Consider the following 17341-nt stretch of genomic DNA (forward strand, 5'->3'; position numbering starts at 1 on the left):
TGGCCGCATCCCGCCGTCGCAATTCGCTGCTCACCACCGCGCACAACAGGACAACAACGCAGTAATCTTCAACCCCGGACTTTCACAGTGATCATTGGTACGGCTGGTGGGGGCAGGTCACTGGATCGCGCCAAGACGATATGCTCCATCGATTTCGCGCGCGATCAGCGGATACGTTTTCGGGTCGTTCACCCACTAGTCGAGGCCAGGGCAAAAAAACCGGAAGTGCCGCCGGCCCGGAGCCGTGAGTGGCTACTAACAGTCCACAGGCAAGCGAAGAAATCAGAACGTGCGGCCGCCCCGCGCGATTGGAAGTCCTCGGCCTAGCTGCCCTAGCCTAGCCGGTGCCCGTCGCCTTTTGCAGTGCCCGCTAGACCACCGGCCACTGGATGCGTTCTTGTTCCAGCCGAGCCGGCGACCCTGCGCTAGGAGCGCGCCTTGGTAGTCATCTCGCTCTTCGGGTGTAAGCGTAGTACTTCCCGGGTGACCGGGATCATTGGCACATGCTTGTCCCGTATTGTTCGACTCCTGCGCTCGCGGTGCCCCCGATAACTTGCCCTAATCGACTCGATTTCTCCGGATGCGGAGGGCGCGTCAGCCTGGTTGCACAAAAAACTCCGTTGCTGCGCTCTGTGGTTCCCCTTTATCGATGTAGACGATCTGATAAGCACCGGGAAAATCCAACGCCGGTAGAATCAGCGCGAGGTGATCGACTGCGGGGCCAGCGTACTGAATGGATATGGCTCGAACCAAATCGAAAGTGTCCTTAGCGTGGCGCATCACGCGCAGTTCACCGTCGATCTCCGTCGTACCATTCGGCAGTTCAAGCGTGAGCTCGACATCGCGACCAAGATCGAACACTTGATGCCGAACCCAAAGCTCGGGCTTTTGCCCCCTTGCCGCCAACAAAGCAGGCCCCCCAAGCAGTGTTCCAAGTACGTCGATCAAGGTCTGATTCTTGTAAATCCCGGCGTGTTCGCCACCGACCTGCTCCGTTTGTATCCCCGTCAGCATTGCGCTCCAGATGGGGACGGTACCGTCACCTGCATTCTCACGATCGACTTTGGCAATGCGGTGTCCAATATCCGTGGCGTCTAGCCTTGCCATGACGGAACTCGTTGTCGTTTCATGGCTACCCACGAAAAAGAAATACCGGACATGGGAAGGCCGCCTGTCCAGATCGAGCGTCTCTTGGAAACTGCATGCCGAAGCAAGATTCTCCGGCACCAGGTCAAGGCTACGCGCAACATCGATGTCATAAATGTCCAGCGGGGCGTACCGACTTCCCGAGGAGCGATCCCAAACACAGGGTTCCCCTTTAGGCGGTAGCAGTTGATACAGAGACGGAAAATTCGGATCACTCGCCAATGACTTGACTTGCTGGGCGTTCAGAAACACTCTGCGCTCGTTGCCTATTGCAGCCGATAGGGCCATGGGTGCGCCTCGGTGCGGTGTTGCCAAGGTAATCAGCCTCTTCACCGACGCCAGACCAGGGCGGGCTTTGTAATCTCCCGACTCCAAGTAGCAGCGACTGATCAATCCGCCCATGCTGTGTGCGACGATACTGATATCGGTGTCGGCGCCGAGTTTCGCCGCCAGGGCATCAATTTCATCGGCCAGCTTGCGAGCTGCGAGCTTGTTATCCTTACGCCAATCGTAGGGAACCACGACTAACGTGGGCGTAATGCCCTTCTCGACATATCCCCACGACTCAAGGGAACGCACCAACGCGCCGTATTGTTCGGAGATCGAAACATTGCGAATGATGTCTCCCACTTCGGTGGCAGGATCAAGCAGTTCCGCCATGTGGGCATAGGGAAGCCACAGTTCCAATGGGCTTCCGGGCCAGATCACTTCGTCACCCCTCTTTAGCTCCGACCCCATGATCCCGGGAACAAAAACGACAGCTTGGGTCACGACCTTTTCCTTTTCATCTTGCGCAGGACCTTCAACATCGACTCGGCAGCGGACTGCTGCTTCTCTGTGAGCACCTCCGAGCATTCCGGGCAGATCCTTGCCATCTTGATCGCAGCCACAATGCCTGAGCGATCCTCGTTGTAATCGAACAGGCAACCCAGCGTTTGGTCGTGATAGCCCAGCTGATCGTTGAGGCCGACAAGAACGGCACCAATGAGCATGCCTCCGACCGCGGCCTCGAAAGGCCGATTGGCATTCTGCGCGAATTCGCGCACATCCATGGTCGAAATCAGAATAACCCCGTCTTGAACGTTGCTGAAGTGATTCCAGTAAAGCGAGCCGTCGCTCTCCCCGGCTACCATCACTGGAGTCAGTCCGACGACCATGTCCAGTCCCATGTAAGCACGGATATCTGATGCGGCATGGAAAAATTCTTCGAAGACGATGTGCGGCTCCAGGTCACTAACCTGTTTTCGACTCTGTTTGACTTGGTGGCGCGCGAACCATTCAACCATACCTTTGGCGGTCTTTCTTAACCCAGCTGGCACCGGTGCGTTGATCTCGAACAGTGTCACGATGCTTTGCGCCCCGTTGAGCCGAACAAGTAAGTCTGGCAGCCCTGCGATCCAAGCACCTAGGTCAAGAATTCCCACGCGAAGCGGGTTGTCGGCCCTCGAAAGATCGTGGGTTATCTGCTCGACGTATCCAGCACTTGCGACGTTTTTTCGACTGCCTGTCGCTGCGCCCTTTTTGCGTATTGCAGCCGTGACCCATTGCTCGCTCGTACTCGATCCCGCGGAGACCTTTTTTTTTGAAGCTCCCTCGGCTTTTCGCGCAGCTTTTTTGGTGGCTGTCTTCTTGGTGTCCGCCTTGGATACGCCGACCCCTCGGTAGGGGCTGGCCAAGGTTTGCGTCAAGGCTGGGTTTAAGGATTCAAACGTTTTGGACAAAAGCGGAGACGACGAAAGGATCGTACTGACGGTGCTTTGAGCTTGGGCTTCGGACGAAAGGGGGGGCTTGCTCTTGGCCGGCTTACGCCTATCCGTACCAACGATGCTCTTGATCGGCGCCGAATCGCTGTCGAGCAGACTGACATGGCGGACCAGCATGAACGGAGAGATCTTCTTCATGCCTCGCTCCCGAAAATCCGTTGCACATCAGCTAAGCGGTACAGGGCCGGAATGCCCCATTCGACGACTGCACCATCTCCGGTTGCTGTCCTGAGCCCTATTTTCAGAGCCACACGACCTTCTGCGACGGCTTGATCGATACCGTTTCCTCTTGCCAAAGAGCCGTATATGGCGCCGACGAATGGCGCAATAGACTTGATTGGGATGTTGTACTGGTTAGCTACCACGGCAGGAATCCCAGCCTTGATCAGAGCGGTAGCGACCGTTCCGAAGTCGTCGTCGTACTTGCCCGCCCCGCTCTGACAAGCGCTCAGCATGGCTAGCCGCACACCCTTCCCCGCGAGCGCTACCGCCAATTCCTCGGCCGACAGAAAGTCGCTCCTGCCAGACACGCGGTCCCGGAGAACCAAGTGCCCTATATCGTTTCGAAGGACGCCATGCCCAAAAAAATGGAAGACATTGAATGTCTTGCTGTTGATCGCGTGGAGCAAGTCAGCTCGAGTAGCTCCTTCGATCACCTCAATCGTTGCATCGTTGGGCATCTGAGCAACAAGCTCACGATCGAGAACGGCCTTGACTTCCCGCCAGCCGACACCCGCTTGATCAATCGGTTCGGCCGAAACGAACAACACGCGAATTTTTTCGCCCACCTTGTTCGAAGGCATACCATAGACACCACACGTGGGGTGAATCCGAATTACAGATCGGTCACGATGGGGAACTGGCATCCTGTCGGGTGTGCTGAGGTATTCCCAGGGTACTTCACGCAATTCTGGCTGGTCGCTGAGGATCTGAATGCTTACTGGGCCGACCGGCAGCCGATCGTAAAGGTCGCGTAGTTCTCCGCGGAACAGGAAATTGAACAGGTCTGTTCCAAACGTCGCTAAGTCAGGATCGCTCGGTCGCTGCCCGTTTCCACTAACCGCCCTGCCAATCAATTGACCGAACTCGATGAGACTGGTCAACGCCGCGTCGACAGGAATCAGCTCAATCGCGGTGTCAGCGCCACGCCTCGCAAGCGCGACGACGGCACGGCTGTTGCGAACGTCCAGCAGAAATAGATCGAAGGGGGTCACGCGAAATCCTTTTGAGGAGCACCCACTGCGGCGTCGCTGCACCGAGCAATCGGGCGACGCGGTGTGAGCTGACTTCCCACGAAATTGGCCATTATCTGCTTCTAGTGTAGATCACTAGGCGGGACACAGTGGCCCATCCAATACATAGGCCTTGGGCGCGCCTTAGCGAGCGCGCACGGAGTTTCGCCTGCCGGTGACTTGTCGACGCCAGGTTTGCGAAACCGTACGTGTCCAGTGCGATCTAATTTTGCCGCTCACGTACCCCCGATAACACGAGCTAATCGCCCTCCTCTGCCTCAGCTTCGGGTGAGAATATGGCTCCACCCAGCTCCGCGTTACACTAATTGCTTATAGATTCATCCACTTACCGTGCCACCAAGCCCAGCCAGTCGAATTGGCAACGTGTGGCACGCTCGTTGGCATTCTGTACTCAGATCACACAAAGCGGATAGGTCACTTTAGGGGCATTGCCCGTCGTCGGGCAGCCGGATCTGCAAATACGCGATATCGAGATGAAAGTCTCCACGTAGGCGTTCGAGAAAGCAGCGGGTAACCTCGTCTAGATCAGGTTCACCCACAGCGAATAGCTTTACTGACTCAAGTCCGCCGGTCCGGTAGCTGTATTCCAATAACTGTCCCATGGCTTGCCGGACAACTTGGGCGGCTGTGTCGGCGATCTTGATTTCGTAGAGATAGCAGCGAGTATCGGGTAGTCGGACGTAGGCATCGGCAAAACCTCCGGTGCCGCTAGGATATTCAGTCCAGACGCTGCCGGGACCGAATTCATTTTCCAAGTGAGTAAACAGGGCGCCCTGCACCTGATTGTGCCGCAGTTCTATGATGCGCCGGGAGGCCGGAAGGTCGGCAAAGGCTGTAGACGGCCGTGGTGAGTGACCAGGCTTCAGATCGGGGGCTGCGCTTCGTGCTCGCAGTTGCTCCAAGACGAACCAAGGGAAGATGTTTCGGGCCAGCTGATCCCCGCCGAATACTTCGGCACCGTCCAAGTGATTCACAAGCGCTTCGGCGCAGTGGGCCCAGCCGGTCATGCGGGGCATGACGAACCCAGTGTGCTCGACGAACCACTCCAAGACCTGATTCTGGCTTTTCGCATCGACGGTGGTGTGGTAACGGTGCGGGTGCACTCCCGCGAAGGCCCGTGCGATTAGTAAGCGGGGTACTTTGTCGATGCGTCCCTCGCTCTTCCAGCCCTCGAAGCGCTCCACAATCTGCTCGTAGTTTTCTGGGCTTCCGTCTGCGTAGATCTCGCGGAGAACCTGGATGAAATCATCATGCATAGCAGCGACGGTGTCGTACTTGACCACGCCTTGCCCAGCGTTGCTGATGTCGTTGCGAACCCTCTTCCAAAGAATGTCGAACGCCTCGCCTAAGCGGTTATCGGCGAGGTCCTGTGCGATCGTTTGAGTCTGCGTTCGGTAACGCGGGAGCCAGTTAGTGCGAAACCATAGCAAAGGGTCGCTGAAGCCGTCCAGAAAGCCGCGAGCCTCGGCGTCGAAAAGCACTCGCGAAGTGCGTGGCTTTTCAGCGACATCATTGTCCGATGAAGACCAAGTCGGGGGCGGCCGACCATCCAGCCGGGCTTGGGCGGCTTGAATAGCGCGCTCTGAAAACTCATGAGGAAAGCGGACGATAATGGCCTCGAAGCTCAGCTCTTGGAGGCCGGCATCTTCGAGCACTTCGTACCCTTTGGAGGGCTTCCGATTGACTACCATGCGTTCGGCGGCATGCAGTGCACCATGGTCGGTGATCATCTTGCGCGTGCGGTTCGCGCGGAATGTGCGCCCCTTGAGTTGGCTCTGCGCCTCTTCATATGCATAGAGGGCTGTGGCGATCGCCTGCTGTGCCGGAGAGGTGTGGCCGTCCTGGATCGCTTGCAGCGCGCGGGCATGGGCTAACGCTTCCGTTTCCAGGTCTGGGCGTCCTCGCTTCAGAGCATTTTTCGCAAACGTACGGGCATCCGTCGGTGTTCTTAGTCGGGCGATTCGTTCGTCCATGAAGCTCCTCCAGTCGTAACAAACGTTGGGTATACCGAATTGGGTGCGCCGCCGCGCGGAGCTCGACGTGTCGTTGCCCCCTTGTACCTCTTTTTGGTCGACCGATCCACTGCGGCGGTACCCTCGATAACCAGCCCTAATACCCCTCCCCTGACGGCGCCTTTTTATATCGGTCAGCCCAGTATTTTGAGCTGTTCAAACGAGTGAATCTGCTCGAAAGGTGAAGGCCCGAACAATCTCCTGCGCGATGCTCTCAACGTCCGCTGGAACCCGAGTATCTACGGTGATTACGGGGCCCAGCCCCACCGGCTGGCCGTACTCCCCGAGCATCTCCGGCGGCATTTCTTTCAATGGGTGAGCGGCATGATGGCCGCTGGCAGCGGCGCGATCACGGAAGCGACGTGCAGTTTCAATCTCGCCGCAGTCGCAATGCACCTCAACAATAGCGGCGTCCAAGCCCACGAGCTTAGCTCGTTCGTACTCGCTATGTGGCCGAAAGTTAGCTTCTAGCACGGCCTGTGGCGCATACCGTGCCAGAGCCCATATCAGTTCCATTGACGCACCGCCGATCTTCCGTGATGCCGCTAAGTCGCCTCCTGCGTCGCCAAACACGTCTGTCAAAGTCTCTTTGATGAAGTCCTTGGAGAAAAGCGGAAAGCCGAGCCGTAGCGCAAGCGGCACCGCTAGGGTCGTCTTCCCAGCGCCGGGCGCGCCGGAAACCATAACGATCTTTCTTTCAAGAGCCGCCACGACACACACCGTTTAGAGATTCTCGCCTCACATCGTAATCGAGCGTCGATCATGCGGCCGACACCTAACTTGCTATCGGCACCTGATTTATATCGGTCGTCCACGATGGCGACTTCTGACGGTACCTCATGGTCGTAAGGTTCAGCCCGAGTCGCCGCTGAACAAAGGGCCCGGCCGTGACGCACCCAGCTTTAATATACAGCTATACTGTATATATCGACATTTACGGTAGAGGCTGGATAGCTATGCACGATGCCAAATGGGTGGTTCGCCGTTTCAATGAAGAGGTCATCGCTGGCGGCGACCGAGCGTCCTTCGAGGCGCTGATGGCGCCGGACTTCATAAATCGATCTGCGCCGCCCGGCGCTCCGAACGACGGCGAGAGCATGTGGAACACCTTCGATACCGTTCTGCGTCCGGCGCTCGAAGGCCTGACGGTGTCGATCCACGACCAGATTGCCGAGGGTGACAAGGTGACCACGCGCAAGACCATATCGGGCCGGCACACCGGCGCGTTGTTCGGCGTGGAGCCGACCGGAAAGCTGGTGGCAATTGAAGTGATCGACATCGTGAGGGTGCGGGACGGGCGCTACGTAGAGCATTGGGGGATCAACAACCTATCCAGCGTGTTGGCCCAGCTGCGGCAGGGATGAAGGTCCTTATGAGCAAGATGGAAGATCAGGAAGCCATAGCCGAGTTGGCCCATGACCTGCGCCGAAGCGTCAGCACTTTCGTCCGTGCCGTCCGGCACAACACCGGGACGCAACGTTCGGCGCAATCGGAAACCCTGGATCTGTTGCAACGCGCCGGGCCAATGAGCGTCGCTTCCCTGGCAAGCCGCCGCGGCGTTACGCATCAGACGATGCGGCTCGTTGTCGCTCAGCTCGAAGCGAATGGTCTGGTCCGGCAGGAGACAAACCCCATGGATCGCCGCAGCCGCATTGCCACACTCACCCCGGCTGGAAACGATGCGCTCGAACGAGAGCGAGAGGCGCGGACGGCTAGTATCAAGGAAGCAATCCGCCGCCTGCTATCTCCGCAGGAACAAGGCACACTTCGGGCTGCGCTTCCGCTGCTCGATCGCCTATCGCAACTACCCGATTAGCAGGCAAAACGCGAGATATGGGTCAGGGGACTCAAGCGCCCCCTACTCTGCCGCGGCGTCATCACGGGTGTCGATCACGTGATCGGGGCCTTCGCCCTCCTTCTGCCTGAGCCGCTCACTCCACGACGGAGCGCCACCAAGCCGACCCGGATTGCGGCGATTCCAAGTGCACCCGCTCGCCCATTTCCGGCGTGATCAGCGACACACCACGGGCCGCCGCCAGTGCCGCGATTCGCTCGAACGGTTCGTGCCATTCGTGCATGGCCAGGTCGAACGTGCCGTTATGGATCGGCAACAACCAGCGGCCGCGCAGGTCGACGTGGGCCTGCAAGGTCTCTTCCGGATGCATGTGCACGAAGGCCCAGCGCCGGTCGTAGGCACCGGTTTCCATGAGCGTGATATCGAATGGGCCGAACGCGTCTCCGATCGCCTTGAAGCCGTCGAAGTATCCCGAGTCGCCGCTGAAGAACAGGCGGAGGTCCCGGTCCTGGATGACCCATGAGGCCCAAAGGCTGCTGTCGCCATCGCCCAGTCCGCGGCCCGAGAAATGCTGAGCCGGCGTGGCGGTGCATTGAAGCCCGCCGAGATCGGCCGACTGCCACCAGTCGCGTTGTTCCACCTTGTCAGGATCGATACCCCACCCCACGAGCTGGTCACCGACGCCCAGCGGGGTAAGGAAGCATTCCGTCTTCGCAGCCAGGCGGGTGACGGCAGCGCGGTCGAGGTGGTCGTAATGGTTGTGCGACAGAATGACGCCAGCCAGTGGCGGCAATTCGTCGATGTCGATCGGCGGAGCATGGAATCGTGCCGGGCCAGCCCATTGCACCGGCGACGCCCGCTCCGAGAACACCGGATCGGTGAGCCAGTACCGTCCGCGCAATTTCAGAAGCACGGTGGAATGCCCGAGCCGGTAGAGGCTTCGATCGGGTGCCGCATCCAGTTGCGCGCGCGTCAGGGAACGCACGGGTATGGGACGGTCGGGAACGGTTCCCTTGGGCTTGGCGAAGAAGAAGGACAGCGTCAGCTTCAAGCCGGCCCACCAGCCCATGGAAGGACGTGGAATGGGGTTATGGAAGCGGCCGTCGCGGTATTGCGGTGAGCCGGCGTAGCTCGGCACCTGCGTGGTAAGGGTGGTCACGCTTGAAATTCCTGGCGATAGCGACAACGTCGTTTCGAGTCTAGGGCGATGCGATGATAAAGTAAACCATTCGGTACAGTAATTATTGAACTCCCGTCGCGTTCTACATCGGATGTCCGGCTGCCATTACCGCCTCGGCCGTGAAGAATGCGACCCTCGACGCCATCGAGGAACGAGGAACCCTAGAATGAAAGCCATCGATTTCACCACCTTCGGCGACCCTGACGTACTGAAACTCGTGGACGTCGAGCCGCCGGAGGTACGTCAGAACGACCTTCTCGTTCGCGTGCATGCAGCCGGCGTCAATCGCGCCGACCTGCTCCTGCGTACCGGGCACTACGGGCGGCCGGATTTCGGCGACTCGCGCCTCATCGGTCTGGAGGTCGCCGGAGAGGTCGTCTCCGTCGGCGATGGCGTGAAGGGTTTCGCGATCGGCGATCGCATCATGGGCATCACTGGCGGCGGTGCATACGCCGAGCTCGCGCGCCTCGACTATCGCATGGCCATGCCCATCCCTCACGGCCTGGATTACACCCAGGCGGCCGCCATACCTGAAGTGTTCGTCACGGCCCACGAAGCGCTGGTCAACCTGGGGCGCCTCACGCCGCACGAAAGTGTGCTGATCCATGCAGCCGCCAGCGGTGTCGGCTCCGCCGCCGTGCAACTCGCCCATGCCCTAGGCGCCCGGGTCTTCGCCACCGCCGCCGGCGGCAAACTGGAGCGTGTCCGTGCGCTGGGTGCCGATATACCCATCGATTACAAGCACAGGGATTTTGTCGAAGTGATACATGGCGAGACGAACGGCACCGGCGTCGACGTCATCGTCGACTTCATCGGGGCACCCTACTTCGCTCGCAACATCGAGTCTCTGAACTACGGCGGCCGGCTGGTCCAGGTGGGCCTGCTTGGCGGTGGAGAAGGCGCCACGGTAGATCTTGAGCGCGTGATCTATCGTCACCTGCAAATACTCGGAACGGTGATGAAATCCCGGACCCAGGAAGCGAAACAGGCGATGGTGAAGCGCTTCCGGGACCAATGGCTCGAGCGCTTCGCCGACGGCACGCTCGTGCCGGTCATCGACAGCGTCTATCCGCTGGCGGACGCGGCAGAGGCCCATCGGCGCATGGAAACCAATCAGTCCATCGGGAAGATCGTCCTCACGAACGGCTGAGGCAGACAGTCGCCCTATTCCACCGTCGCGTGCGACGGCGGTGTTTTTCCACGCAGCCCGGCGGCGATATCCTCCGCCTCGCGCATCACCCTGAGCATATTGCGGCCGGCGAGCTTGGCGAGATCCTCGTCGGACCAGCCTCGCCGGGCGAGTTCGCGGAACAGTGCCGGATAGGCGTCCACGCCTTCGAGACCCACCGGCGTGTCCGGAATCCCGTCGAAGTCGGAGCCGATGCCGACGCAGTCGATGCCGGCGACGCGGCGGATGTGTTCGATGTGATCGGCCACCATGGCCAGCGTTACCACCGGCTTCGGATGCTTCTTGTCCCATGCCGCCATCGCCGCCGCGGCACGCTCCGGCTGGCCGATGTAGAGCCCGGCGTACGGCGGCGCGTTGTAGCGTGTCTGCTCCGCGGCACGGTCGGCAGACCAGCGGTTGTAAGCCTCGGAGACATACGGCGTGGCGAAGGTCGCCATGACGATGCCGCGATGCTTTGCGACCAGCGCGAGCACCTCGTCCGAGACGTCGCGCGGGTGATCGTCGAGGGCACGGGCACCGGAGTGCGAGAAGATCACCGGCGCGGCGGAGACGGCCAGGGCGTCGCGCATGGTCGCTTCCGAGACGTGGCTCAAGTCGACCAGCATGCCCAGGCGGTTCATCTCGCGCACAACGTCCTTGCCGAACGGAGTGAGCCCGTGGTGACGCGGAGTGTCGGTGGCCGAATCGGCCCAGTCGTTGTCCAGGGTGTGGGTGAGTGTCATGTAGCGTACGCCCAAGGCGTAGAACTGACGTAGCGCTGCCATCGAGTTGTCGATCGAGTGACCGCCCTCGATGCCGATCAGCGAAGCGATACGCCCGTCGGCATGAGCTTTCTCGATGTCCTCGGCTGTGGTCGCCATGCGGAAATCCTCCGGATAGCGCTCGACCATGCGATGCACGAGGTCGATCTGCTCCATCGTCATCTTAAACGCGGTCGTTCCCGCCACCGTCGGTGGCACCCAGACGGACCAGAACTGCGCTCCCACCCTGCCCTTGCGCAGGCGCGGAATATCGGTCATCAGCGGCGGCGCGGAGGGCTCGGCCTTGCCAGCGGGAAGCCGGGAGGTATCCGCGCGGAGGTCGATGGCGTCGGCATCGCCGACACGCTGGCGGATTTCCCAGGGCAAGTCGTTGTGGCCGTCTATCAACGGCGTGGCAGCAAGCACGCGCTCGACTCGCGCCGCCCGCTCCGACGCGGTGTCTGTCGCCAGGCAGGGCGCGACCGTGGTCGCCGCTGCAGCACAGACGAGAAACCGCCAGGCGGATGTCGTGGACATGACGGGCTTCTCCTCAATAGAGCACGGACACGCGCAGCAGCGAGAACGTCCAGGCGAACCAGAGCACGATGCTGGCCGAGAGCACGAGGACAACGGTCCACACGCGGGCAGGCCAGCGTGAGGGCCCCCGCCACGTCGCGACCAGATGCGGAAACATGGCGAGCCAGCCGCCGACGAAGGCGACGATGCCGAACACCTGCACGACACGCAGCACGCCATTGGAGGCATCGCTCATGTAGGTGAGGTGCGAGAACAGCGTCAGCACGAGGCTAGCCCAGGCCACGAGCGCGACAACGACGGCCAGCGCGGCGATGCGGCTGAGTCGGTACGCCCGTCGGGCCCTGCCCTCACGTGCAGCCGGCACGCGATAGTGCCGGCGGACCAGCGCCGTGATCGGCCAGGTCAGCACGGTCAGCAGCAGCGCGACCGCGGCCACGATCAGCGCGGGAACGAGCCACGCACCGTTCTGACCCGGGCTGGGGCGCTCGAAGACCATGAAGGGCGAGACCAGGTCGATGCTGAAGCGCACGGCCTTGCCGTCGACCACCTTCGCCGCGAGCCGCTCGTGCCCGCCGACGGCGCGCCAGACGAAAGGCTCGGTCTCCACCCATTTCAGCGGTGTTCCGTCCACGCCCTTGAACGGCGTGACCAGATGATGCTCCGCATCGAGCGAGATCTTCGGTTGCACGAACACGTTGAGGGCTGCGAGGAACGTGCTCTTGGAGACACGCGAATTGTCCCAATGGCCGGCGAGCATGGCCGCGTGTTTCGCCGCCGTCTCCGGGTCCACGCGGGCCGGATCTTCCGGCGCGGGGAAGTAGCGGTCCGCGAAGCGCTGCAGGATCGCCGTGCGCAGGCTCCCCGCCGCGCCTTCGCGGCCGCCGCTGTTGAACGAGACGTAGAGGCCGACGTTTTCGCGCAGGAACAGGTGCAACGCGGTGTGGAACAGCACCGTATCGCCGAGGTGGCCGATGACCTCGCGATGATTGATGTTGGTTTCGAAGAAGCCCAGCTCCATGCGGTTCAGCGGCGGCAGCAGGGTGAGCGGGCTGTCGTGCATCTGCCGCGTCGCCGCCTCGCCGAGCAGTCTCGCACCCTGATACGTGCCGCCCTGCAGGTGCGCGATCATGAAACGCGCCATGTCCTCCCCGCTCGCCGACATCGAACCCGCCGGCGCGGGGCCGACGATCTCGAACGGTCGGGGCGCGTCCTCGCCGAAGACGTAACCCTTCGCCATGAACGGAGCCAGCGCCGGCGGCAGCGGCTGCCTCGCGGTCGTGTGCATCATGCCGAGCGGCTTGAGGATGTGCTCGTCCAGGTAGTCGTCATAGGGCTGCCCGGAGACACGCTGAATGATGTAACCGGCCAGCGTCGCGCCGTAGTTGGAATACGCCGGCGTCGTACCGGCGTCGAAGATGCGCTGCGGCACCCAGCGCTTGAGCAGCACCTCGAAACCGGGCCCCTTGGGATCCTCCGTCATGATGTTCTTGCTCTGTTCCTCGAAGCCGGCCACGTGCTGCATCAGCTGCCGCATGGTCACTGGCTTGCCCCCACGCGGCGGGATGGTGAAGTCCAGATAACGGTTGACGTCGGCGTCGAGGTCGATCTTCCCCGCCTCCACCAGCTGCATCACGGCGGTCCAGGTGAATAGCTTCGACACCGAGCCGATTCGGAACAACGTGGTTGCGGGATCGACCGGCGTGCGATGCCCGCGATCCGCATAGCCGAAACCGCGGCTGGTGAGCACCTGACCGTCCTTGACCACCACGACAACCGCGCCGGGGATTCCCGACGCCTCCAGCGCGTACGGCAGGAAGCCGTCGAGCCAGGTGTTCGTATCGCGGGCGTCGAGCGGATGCGCCGTGCCGTCCGCGTCGGCTGTCGCCGCCGGCGGCACCGGCGCCGGTCCGGGCTGCGTCGTTGGCGGCGTGGGCACCTGTGCCATGGCGGCGGACAGGGCCGTGGCCAACGCCATCGCGACGATCGTCTTGAACAGGGACACGGCAGTTCTCCGAAGACGGAAATGAGGAAGGAACATCACGGCGACACCGCGCGCACGGCATCGACCAGGGCAGTGAAGGCATCGCCGCCGCGCACCGGATCGGCAACCGGCAAGCCGAGGCGAGCGCCTTCGGCGTGCATGCGCGCGGTGGCATCGTCGGCATCGAGCCGCGAGGTATCGAAAGCGACGCCGACGCAGCGGATGCGCGGATTCGTGCGCTGGCCCAGTCGCATCGTCAGCTCGATCACCTCGACGACGTCCGGCAGCGCGAAGTCCGGATAACCGAGCACGTGCGGGCGATCCGGCTGATGGCAGACGACGAAAGCGTCGGGTTGGGTGCCGTGCAGCAGCGCGAGCGACACGCCGGCATACGCGGGATGAAAGAGCGACCCCTGCCCTTCGACGATGTCCCAGTGCGAGGGCTCGGCTGCGGGGCTGAGGCGCTCCGCCGCCCCCGCGGCGAAATCCGCGACCACCGCGTCCATGGGCACGCCGCGACCGGCGATGAGGATGCCGGTCTGGCCGCTCGCGCGGAAATCGACCGCATCGCCACGCTCTGCCAGTGCCTTGGCCAAGGCGAGCGCCGTGTACTTCTTCCCCACCGCGCAATCGGTGCCGACCGTCAACAGGCGCCTGCCGGTTCGTCGGCGCCCCGTACCGACGGGCAGTCCATCCGGCGGAACACGCACGTCGATCAACCGGCGACCGAGCCGTCGTGCGGCATCCGCCAACGGCGCGATGCTGGACAGGCGCGTATGCATGCCACTGACGACATCCAGGCCGGCCTCGAGCGCTTCGATCAGCGCCTCGACCCAGCGCGGGGGAATGGCGCCGCCCGGTGTGGCGACACCGATGACGATCCCGCGCGCGCCCCTGACCCACGCCTCGAGCGGCGTCAGTGTGGGCAGGCCGGTATCGATCGTGCTGCCGCAGCCCCATTGCCCGATACAACGATCGGATGCCCAGTCGCGCAGACCGAAGGCGGTCTTGGCATAGCCCGCCTCGGTGACGTCGCCGAGGAACAGCAGGTAGGGCTGCGGCAGGTCGTCGAGTTCCACGGCGGCGGCAGGGTGTGCGGAAGACATGGGAAGCGGGTTCCTCGATGGATTCAACGGGTTTTCGCCGCCGGGGTGAACAAGAGGTCGCGATAGTCCCAGCTGAAATCGGCGGTCGGCGAGACGGGAGCCATCGTCATCCGCTCGATCCCGCCTTCCGGTGTCAGCGCGAAGGTGACGTATGCGTTCTCCACGTCCGGCATGTCCCAGACGGTGCGGAAGGTGTCGTACTGCACGTGCACCAGCCGCCCTTCGAGCCCTGGCGTGCGGTCGAACCGGATGCGCAATTCGCCGGGCTTCTTCGGGTCGCGAGAAAGCGTGGCGGTGCCGTACCACGGATCGCGATAGACGCCGAGGTAGCGATCGACTGCCAGGGAGGGGCCGCGCTCCGGATGCGTTTCGGCCTCGCGCTTCTTCAACGCCGCCGCGGCTTCGGCATGGCTGTCGTCGAGGAACTGCTTGTACGCACCGATCCAGTCCGGCGAATCCAGGCCCAGGTACGTGTCGAGCAGGTGCTCGCGCAGGGAGAACAAGGTGCCTGCGTCTTCGGCATTCACCATCACGGCGAAGGCGACCTTTTTCTCCGGAATGAGCATGGTCACCGAATACGCACCGAGCACGCCGCCGAGGTGGGTGATCACCTTGTGTCCGCGGTACTCGCTCACTTCCAGCCCGAGCGCATAGGCGTTGAATTGCGGATGGGCGAGCGCGAGCGGGCCGGTCGGGGCCGGCTCGTCGATCACAGTGTGCGGCGTCATCAGCGCCTTCGCCGCGTCAGCGCTGAACACGCGCCGCCGATCGTCGACGACGCCATCGCGCAACAGCGCCCTGAGCCACAGGCCCATGTCAGCCGCGCTGCTGCGCAGTCCGCCCGCGGGCGAGAACGTGGTGCCCGAGAGCACCGTTTTCAGCACCGCGGTCGGGCCGACGCCGCGGATCGGCGTGCTGTTCTTGCCGTGCAGGCCCACCTGGTCGGTGACCGGCGAATCCACGTCGGTCTGCGTGTCGCGCATGCCGAGCGGTTCGAGAATGCGCCGGCGCAGCATCGCTTCCCAGGTCTGCCCGGTCACGTCCTGGACCAGTTGCCCGGCGACGACGTACAACACGTTGTCGTAGTCGTAGCTGGCCCGGAAGGCATGCTCCGGCTTGAGGAAGCGCATCGAGCGGGTCAGTTCCGCCCGCGTGCGATCCGTGCTGGGAAACAGCATGAGGTCGCCCTGCCCTTTGCCCAGCCCACTGTTGTGTACGAGCAGGTCGGTAATCGTCATCTGCGAGGCGAAGCCGTCGTACATGCGGAAGCCGGCGACGTGATCGGCGACGCGATCGTCCCAGGCCAGCTTGCCGTCGTCGACGAGGATCGCCAGTGCCGCGGCCGTGAACGCCTTGGTGTTCGAGCCGATCGGGAACAGGGTGTGCGGGCCGACCTTGCCGGCGGCACCGAGGGTGCGCACGCCGTAGGTATGCGTGGCGATGCGGTCGCCCTCGACCACGACGATGGCCACGCCGGGCGTGTCGAAGGTGCGCATGGCACGGGCCGCGTAGTCGTCCAGCGGCGTGGCGTTCCGTTGCAGCACCGTCGCGGCCGGCGCCTTTTCGTGGGCGAGCGCGGGCGCCATCGCGAAGGCGGCGCACAAGGCACCCCCAAGGGCCAGGGCGTGGAGCGGCCGGATCGCGCCGGATACGGGCTGTCGGAACATCAGTCTCCCCTTCTCGTCTTGCGATGGACCGCGCGCCGCACGGTCAGGATCGTTTGGATCGACGCTTGCTCGCCGCGTTCTTGTTTCCGCCCGCGGATTTGGCGGGCGGCGGGTCGTCGAGCGGCGGCGCCTCCAGGTACCCGGCGAAGCTCTGGCGCAGGCGCGTGATCCGGTCGATGCGCTCGAACATGCCGGACTGTTCCTGCCGTCGCGCGATCGCCCCGATGAGCAGGCTCAGCAGGCTCATCGCCGGGCCGAAGTTGTGCCATGCGCGGGACTCGTCGATGGGGATCATCAGCACGTGGTCGGTCAGCTTGCGGGCCCAGTAACACTGCGTGTCGGTAATGATCACCAGCGGAATGCCGCGTGCCGCCGCTTCCTCGGCGAGGAGGCGGAAATGCCGGTAGTAGCGACGGAAGTCGATGAGCACAAGGCAATCGCCCGGCTTCGCGTCGAGCAGCATGTCGATGTAGGCGCCATCGGAGCCCTCGACGAAGCGCGTGCGCGGCCTGACGTGTTGCAACAAGTTGGCGAAGCCGAGGCCAAGGAAGCGACCATGGTGGAAGCTGGCCACCGAGACCCGCTCAGCCTTCACCAGCAGATCGACGATGGCCGCCCATTCCGGCGTGTGCGCGAGCGCGTGAGCATTGGTCAGGTCGCGGATCTCGGCCTGAAGGCCTTCCGACAGCGACGCGTCCGCGAGGTGGTCCGGTGTCTTGTAGAGCGGTAGCCAGGGTGCCTCGCCACGCAGGTCGTCCTTCAGCTCGCTCAAGCCCTCGTAGCCTAGGTTGCGCAGGAAGCGGCCGACCGTCATCGGACTGACCCCGATATGGCGGGCCAGCGAGGCGGCTGTTTCAAAGGCGATGCCGCCGATGTTCTGCAGCAGGTACGTGGCTATCTTCTGCTCGGAGGGAGTGAACGTCTCCCAGCGGCTTTTCAGTGTCTTCTGCAGTTCTTCGATCATAGGGGCTC

14 protein-coding genes are annotated in these 17341 nt (G+C 62.5%); 3 read left to right on the forward strand and 11 right to left on the reverse strand.

All coding sequences use genetic code 11. From position 1 onward, the window contains the following. Positions 1–594: 594 nt before the first annotated feature. From HBF26_RS12085 to HBF26_RS12105, 5 genes are all read right to left on the reverse strand, one after another. A complete protein-coding gene (locus tag HBF26_RS12085) occupies positions 595–1917 on the reverse strand; it encodes a lipase/acyltransferase domain-containing protein (RefSeq protein WP_167126598.1) in 1323 nt (440 codons plus the stop codon). Then, complete coding sequence (locus tag HBF26_RS12090) at positions 1914–3047, reverse strand: hypothetical protein (RefSeq protein WP_167126601.1); 1134 nt, start codon at positions 3045–3047, stop codon at positions 1914–1916. Before HBF26_RS12090 ends, HBF26_RS12085 begins: the two co-directional genes overlap by 4 nt. After that, positions 3044–4123 carry a CHAT domain-containing protein gene (locus HBF26_RS12095; protein WP_167126604.1) on the reverse strand — a complete coding sequence of 360 codons (1080 nt, stop codon included), beginning with the start codon at positions 4121–4123 and terminating at the stop codon, positions 3044–3046. Before HBF26_RS12095 ends, HBF26_RS12090 begins: the two co-directional genes overlap by 4 nt. A gap of 458 nt (positions 4124–4581) precedes the next feature. Beyond that, positions 4582–6135 carry a hypothetical protein gene (locus HBF26_RS12100; protein ID WP_167126607.1) on the reverse strand — a complete coding sequence of 518 codons (1554 nt, stop codon included), beginning with the start codon at positions 6133–6135 and terminating at the stop codon, positions 4582–4584. A gap of 195 nt (positions 6136–6330) precedes the next feature. Then, positions 6331–6885 (reverse strand): P-loop nucleotide/nucleoside kinase family protein, encoded by a 555-nt coding sequence (locus tag HBF26_RS12105; RefSeq protein ID WP_338039671.1) that lies wholly within the window; start codon positions 6883–6885, stop codon positions 6331–6333. Between the two features lie 245 nt (positions 6886–7130). On the opposite strand from HBF26_RS12105, the gene HBF26_RS12110 reads away from it, so the two are divergent. Both HBF26_RS12110 and HBF26_RS12115 read left to right on the forward strand, forming a co-directional pair. Beyond that, positions 7131–7538: an ester cyclase gene (locus HBF26_RS12110; RefSeq protein WP_167126609.1), complete on the forward strand. Its 408-nt coding sequence runs from the start codon at positions 7131–7133 to the stop codon at positions 7536–7538. Between the two features lie 8 nt (positions 7539–7546). Then, complete coding sequence (locus tag HBF26_RS12115) at positions 7547–7990, forward strand: MarR family winged helix-turn-helix transcriptional regulator (RefSeq protein ID WP_240151326.1); 444 nt, start codon at positions 7547–7549, stop codon at positions 7988–7990. A gap of 115 nt (positions 7991–8105) precedes the next feature. Here HBF26_RS12115 and HBF26_RS12120 read toward each other — a convergent pair whose 3' ends face one another. Further along, complete coding sequence (locus tag HBF26_RS12120) at positions 8106–9128, reverse strand: MBL fold metallo-hydrolase (protein ID WP_338039672.1); 1023 nt, start codon at positions 9126–9128, stop codon at positions 8106–8108. 187 nt (positions 9129–9315) lie between these two features. Here HBF26_RS12120 and HBF26_RS12125 point away from each other — a divergent pair, with 187 nt between their 5' ends. Further along, the gene (locus tag HBF26_RS12125) at positions 9316–10299 is read left to right on the forward strand and encodes an NAD(P)H-quinone oxidoreductase (protein WP_167126617.1); all 984 of its coding nucleotides are present in this window, start codon (positions 9316–9318) and stop codon (positions 10297–10299) included. 14 nt (positions 10300–10313) lie between these two features. Here HBF26_RS12125 and HBF26_RS12130 read toward each other — a convergent pair whose 3' ends face one another. The 5 genes from HBF26_RS12130 to HBF26_RS12150 are packed head-to-tail and all read right to left on the reverse strand — an operon-like array spanning position 10314 to position 17333. Further along, positions 10314–11615, reverse strand: a complete 1302-nt coding sequence (locus HBF26_RS12130) for a dipeptidase (RefSeq protein WP_167126620.1) — start codon at positions 11613–11615, stop codon at positions 10314–10316. A 13-nt stretch (positions 11616–11628) separates the two neighbouring features. Next, positions 11629–13617 (reverse strand): serine hydrolase domain-containing protein, encoded by a 1989-nt coding sequence (locus tag HBF26_RS12135; RefSeq protein ID WP_338039673.1) that lies wholly within the window; start codon positions 13615–13617, stop codon positions 11629–11631. Positions 13618–13652: 35 nt separating this feature from the next. Next, entirely contained in the window at positions 13653–14702 is a 1050-nt protein-coding gene (locus HBF26_RS12140; RefSeq protein ID WP_167126626.1) for an N-acetyltransferase DgcN family protein, read from the reverse strand. Positions 14703–14725: 23 nt separating this feature from the next. After that, positions 14726–16369 carry a serine hydrolase gene (locus HBF26_RS12145; RefSeq protein ID WP_167126629.1) on the reverse strand — a complete coding sequence of 548 codons (1644 nt, stop codon included), beginning with the start codon at positions 16367–16369 and terminating at the stop codon, positions 14726–14728. 43 nt (positions 16370–16412) lie between these two features. Then, positions 16413–17333: a MurR/RpiR family transcriptional regulator gene (locus tag HBF26_RS12150; protein WP_167126632.1), complete on the reverse strand. Its 921-nt coding sequence runs from the start codon at positions 17331–17333 to the stop codon at positions 16413–16415. Positions 17334–17341: the final 8 nt, after the last annotated feature.

It is taken from the genome of Luteibacter jiangsuensis, from assembly GCF_011742555.1.
Lineage (GTDB): Bacteria > Pseudomonadota > Gammaproteobacteria > Xanthomonadales > Rhodanobacteraceae > Luteibacter > Luteibacter jiangsuensis.

Coding starts and splice junctions, on each gene's coding strand:
- HBF26_RS12145 (WP_167126629.1), bottom strand. CDS start 16,369: ATGTTCCGACAGCCCGTATCCGGCGCGATCCGGCCGCTCCACGCCCTG.
- HBF26_RS12100 (WP_167126607.1), bottom strand. CDS start 6,135: ATGGACGAACGAATCGCCCGACTAAGAACACCGACGGATGCCCGTACG.
- HBF26_RS12125 (WP_167126617.1), top strand. CDS start 9,316: ATGAAAGCCATCGATTTCACCACCTTCGGCGACCCTGACGTACTGAAA.
- HBF26_RS12140 (WP_167126626.1), bottom strand. CDS start 14,702: ATGTCTTCCGCACACCCTGCCGCCGCCGTGGAACTCGACGACCTGCCG.
- HBF26_RS12110 (WP_167126609.1), top strand. CDS start 7,131: ATGCACGATGCCAAATGGGTGGTTCGCCGTTTCAATGAAGAGGTCATC.
- HBF26_RS12090 (WP_167126601.1), bottom strand. CDS start 3,047: ATGAAGAAGATCTCTCCGTTCATGCTGGTCCGCCATGTCAGTCTGCTC.
- HBF26_RS12150 (WP_167126632.1), bottom strand. CDS start 17,333: ATGATCGAAGAACTGCAGAAGACACTGAAAAGCCGCTGGGAGACGTTC.
- HBF26_RS12115 (WP_240151326.1), top strand. CDS start 7,547: ATGAGCAAGATGGAAGATCAGGAAGCCATAGCCGAGTTGGCCCATGAC.
- HBF26_RS12130 (WP_167126620.1), bottom strand. CDS start 11,615: ATGTCCACGACATCCGCCTGGCGGTTTCTCGTCTGTGCTGCAGCGGCG.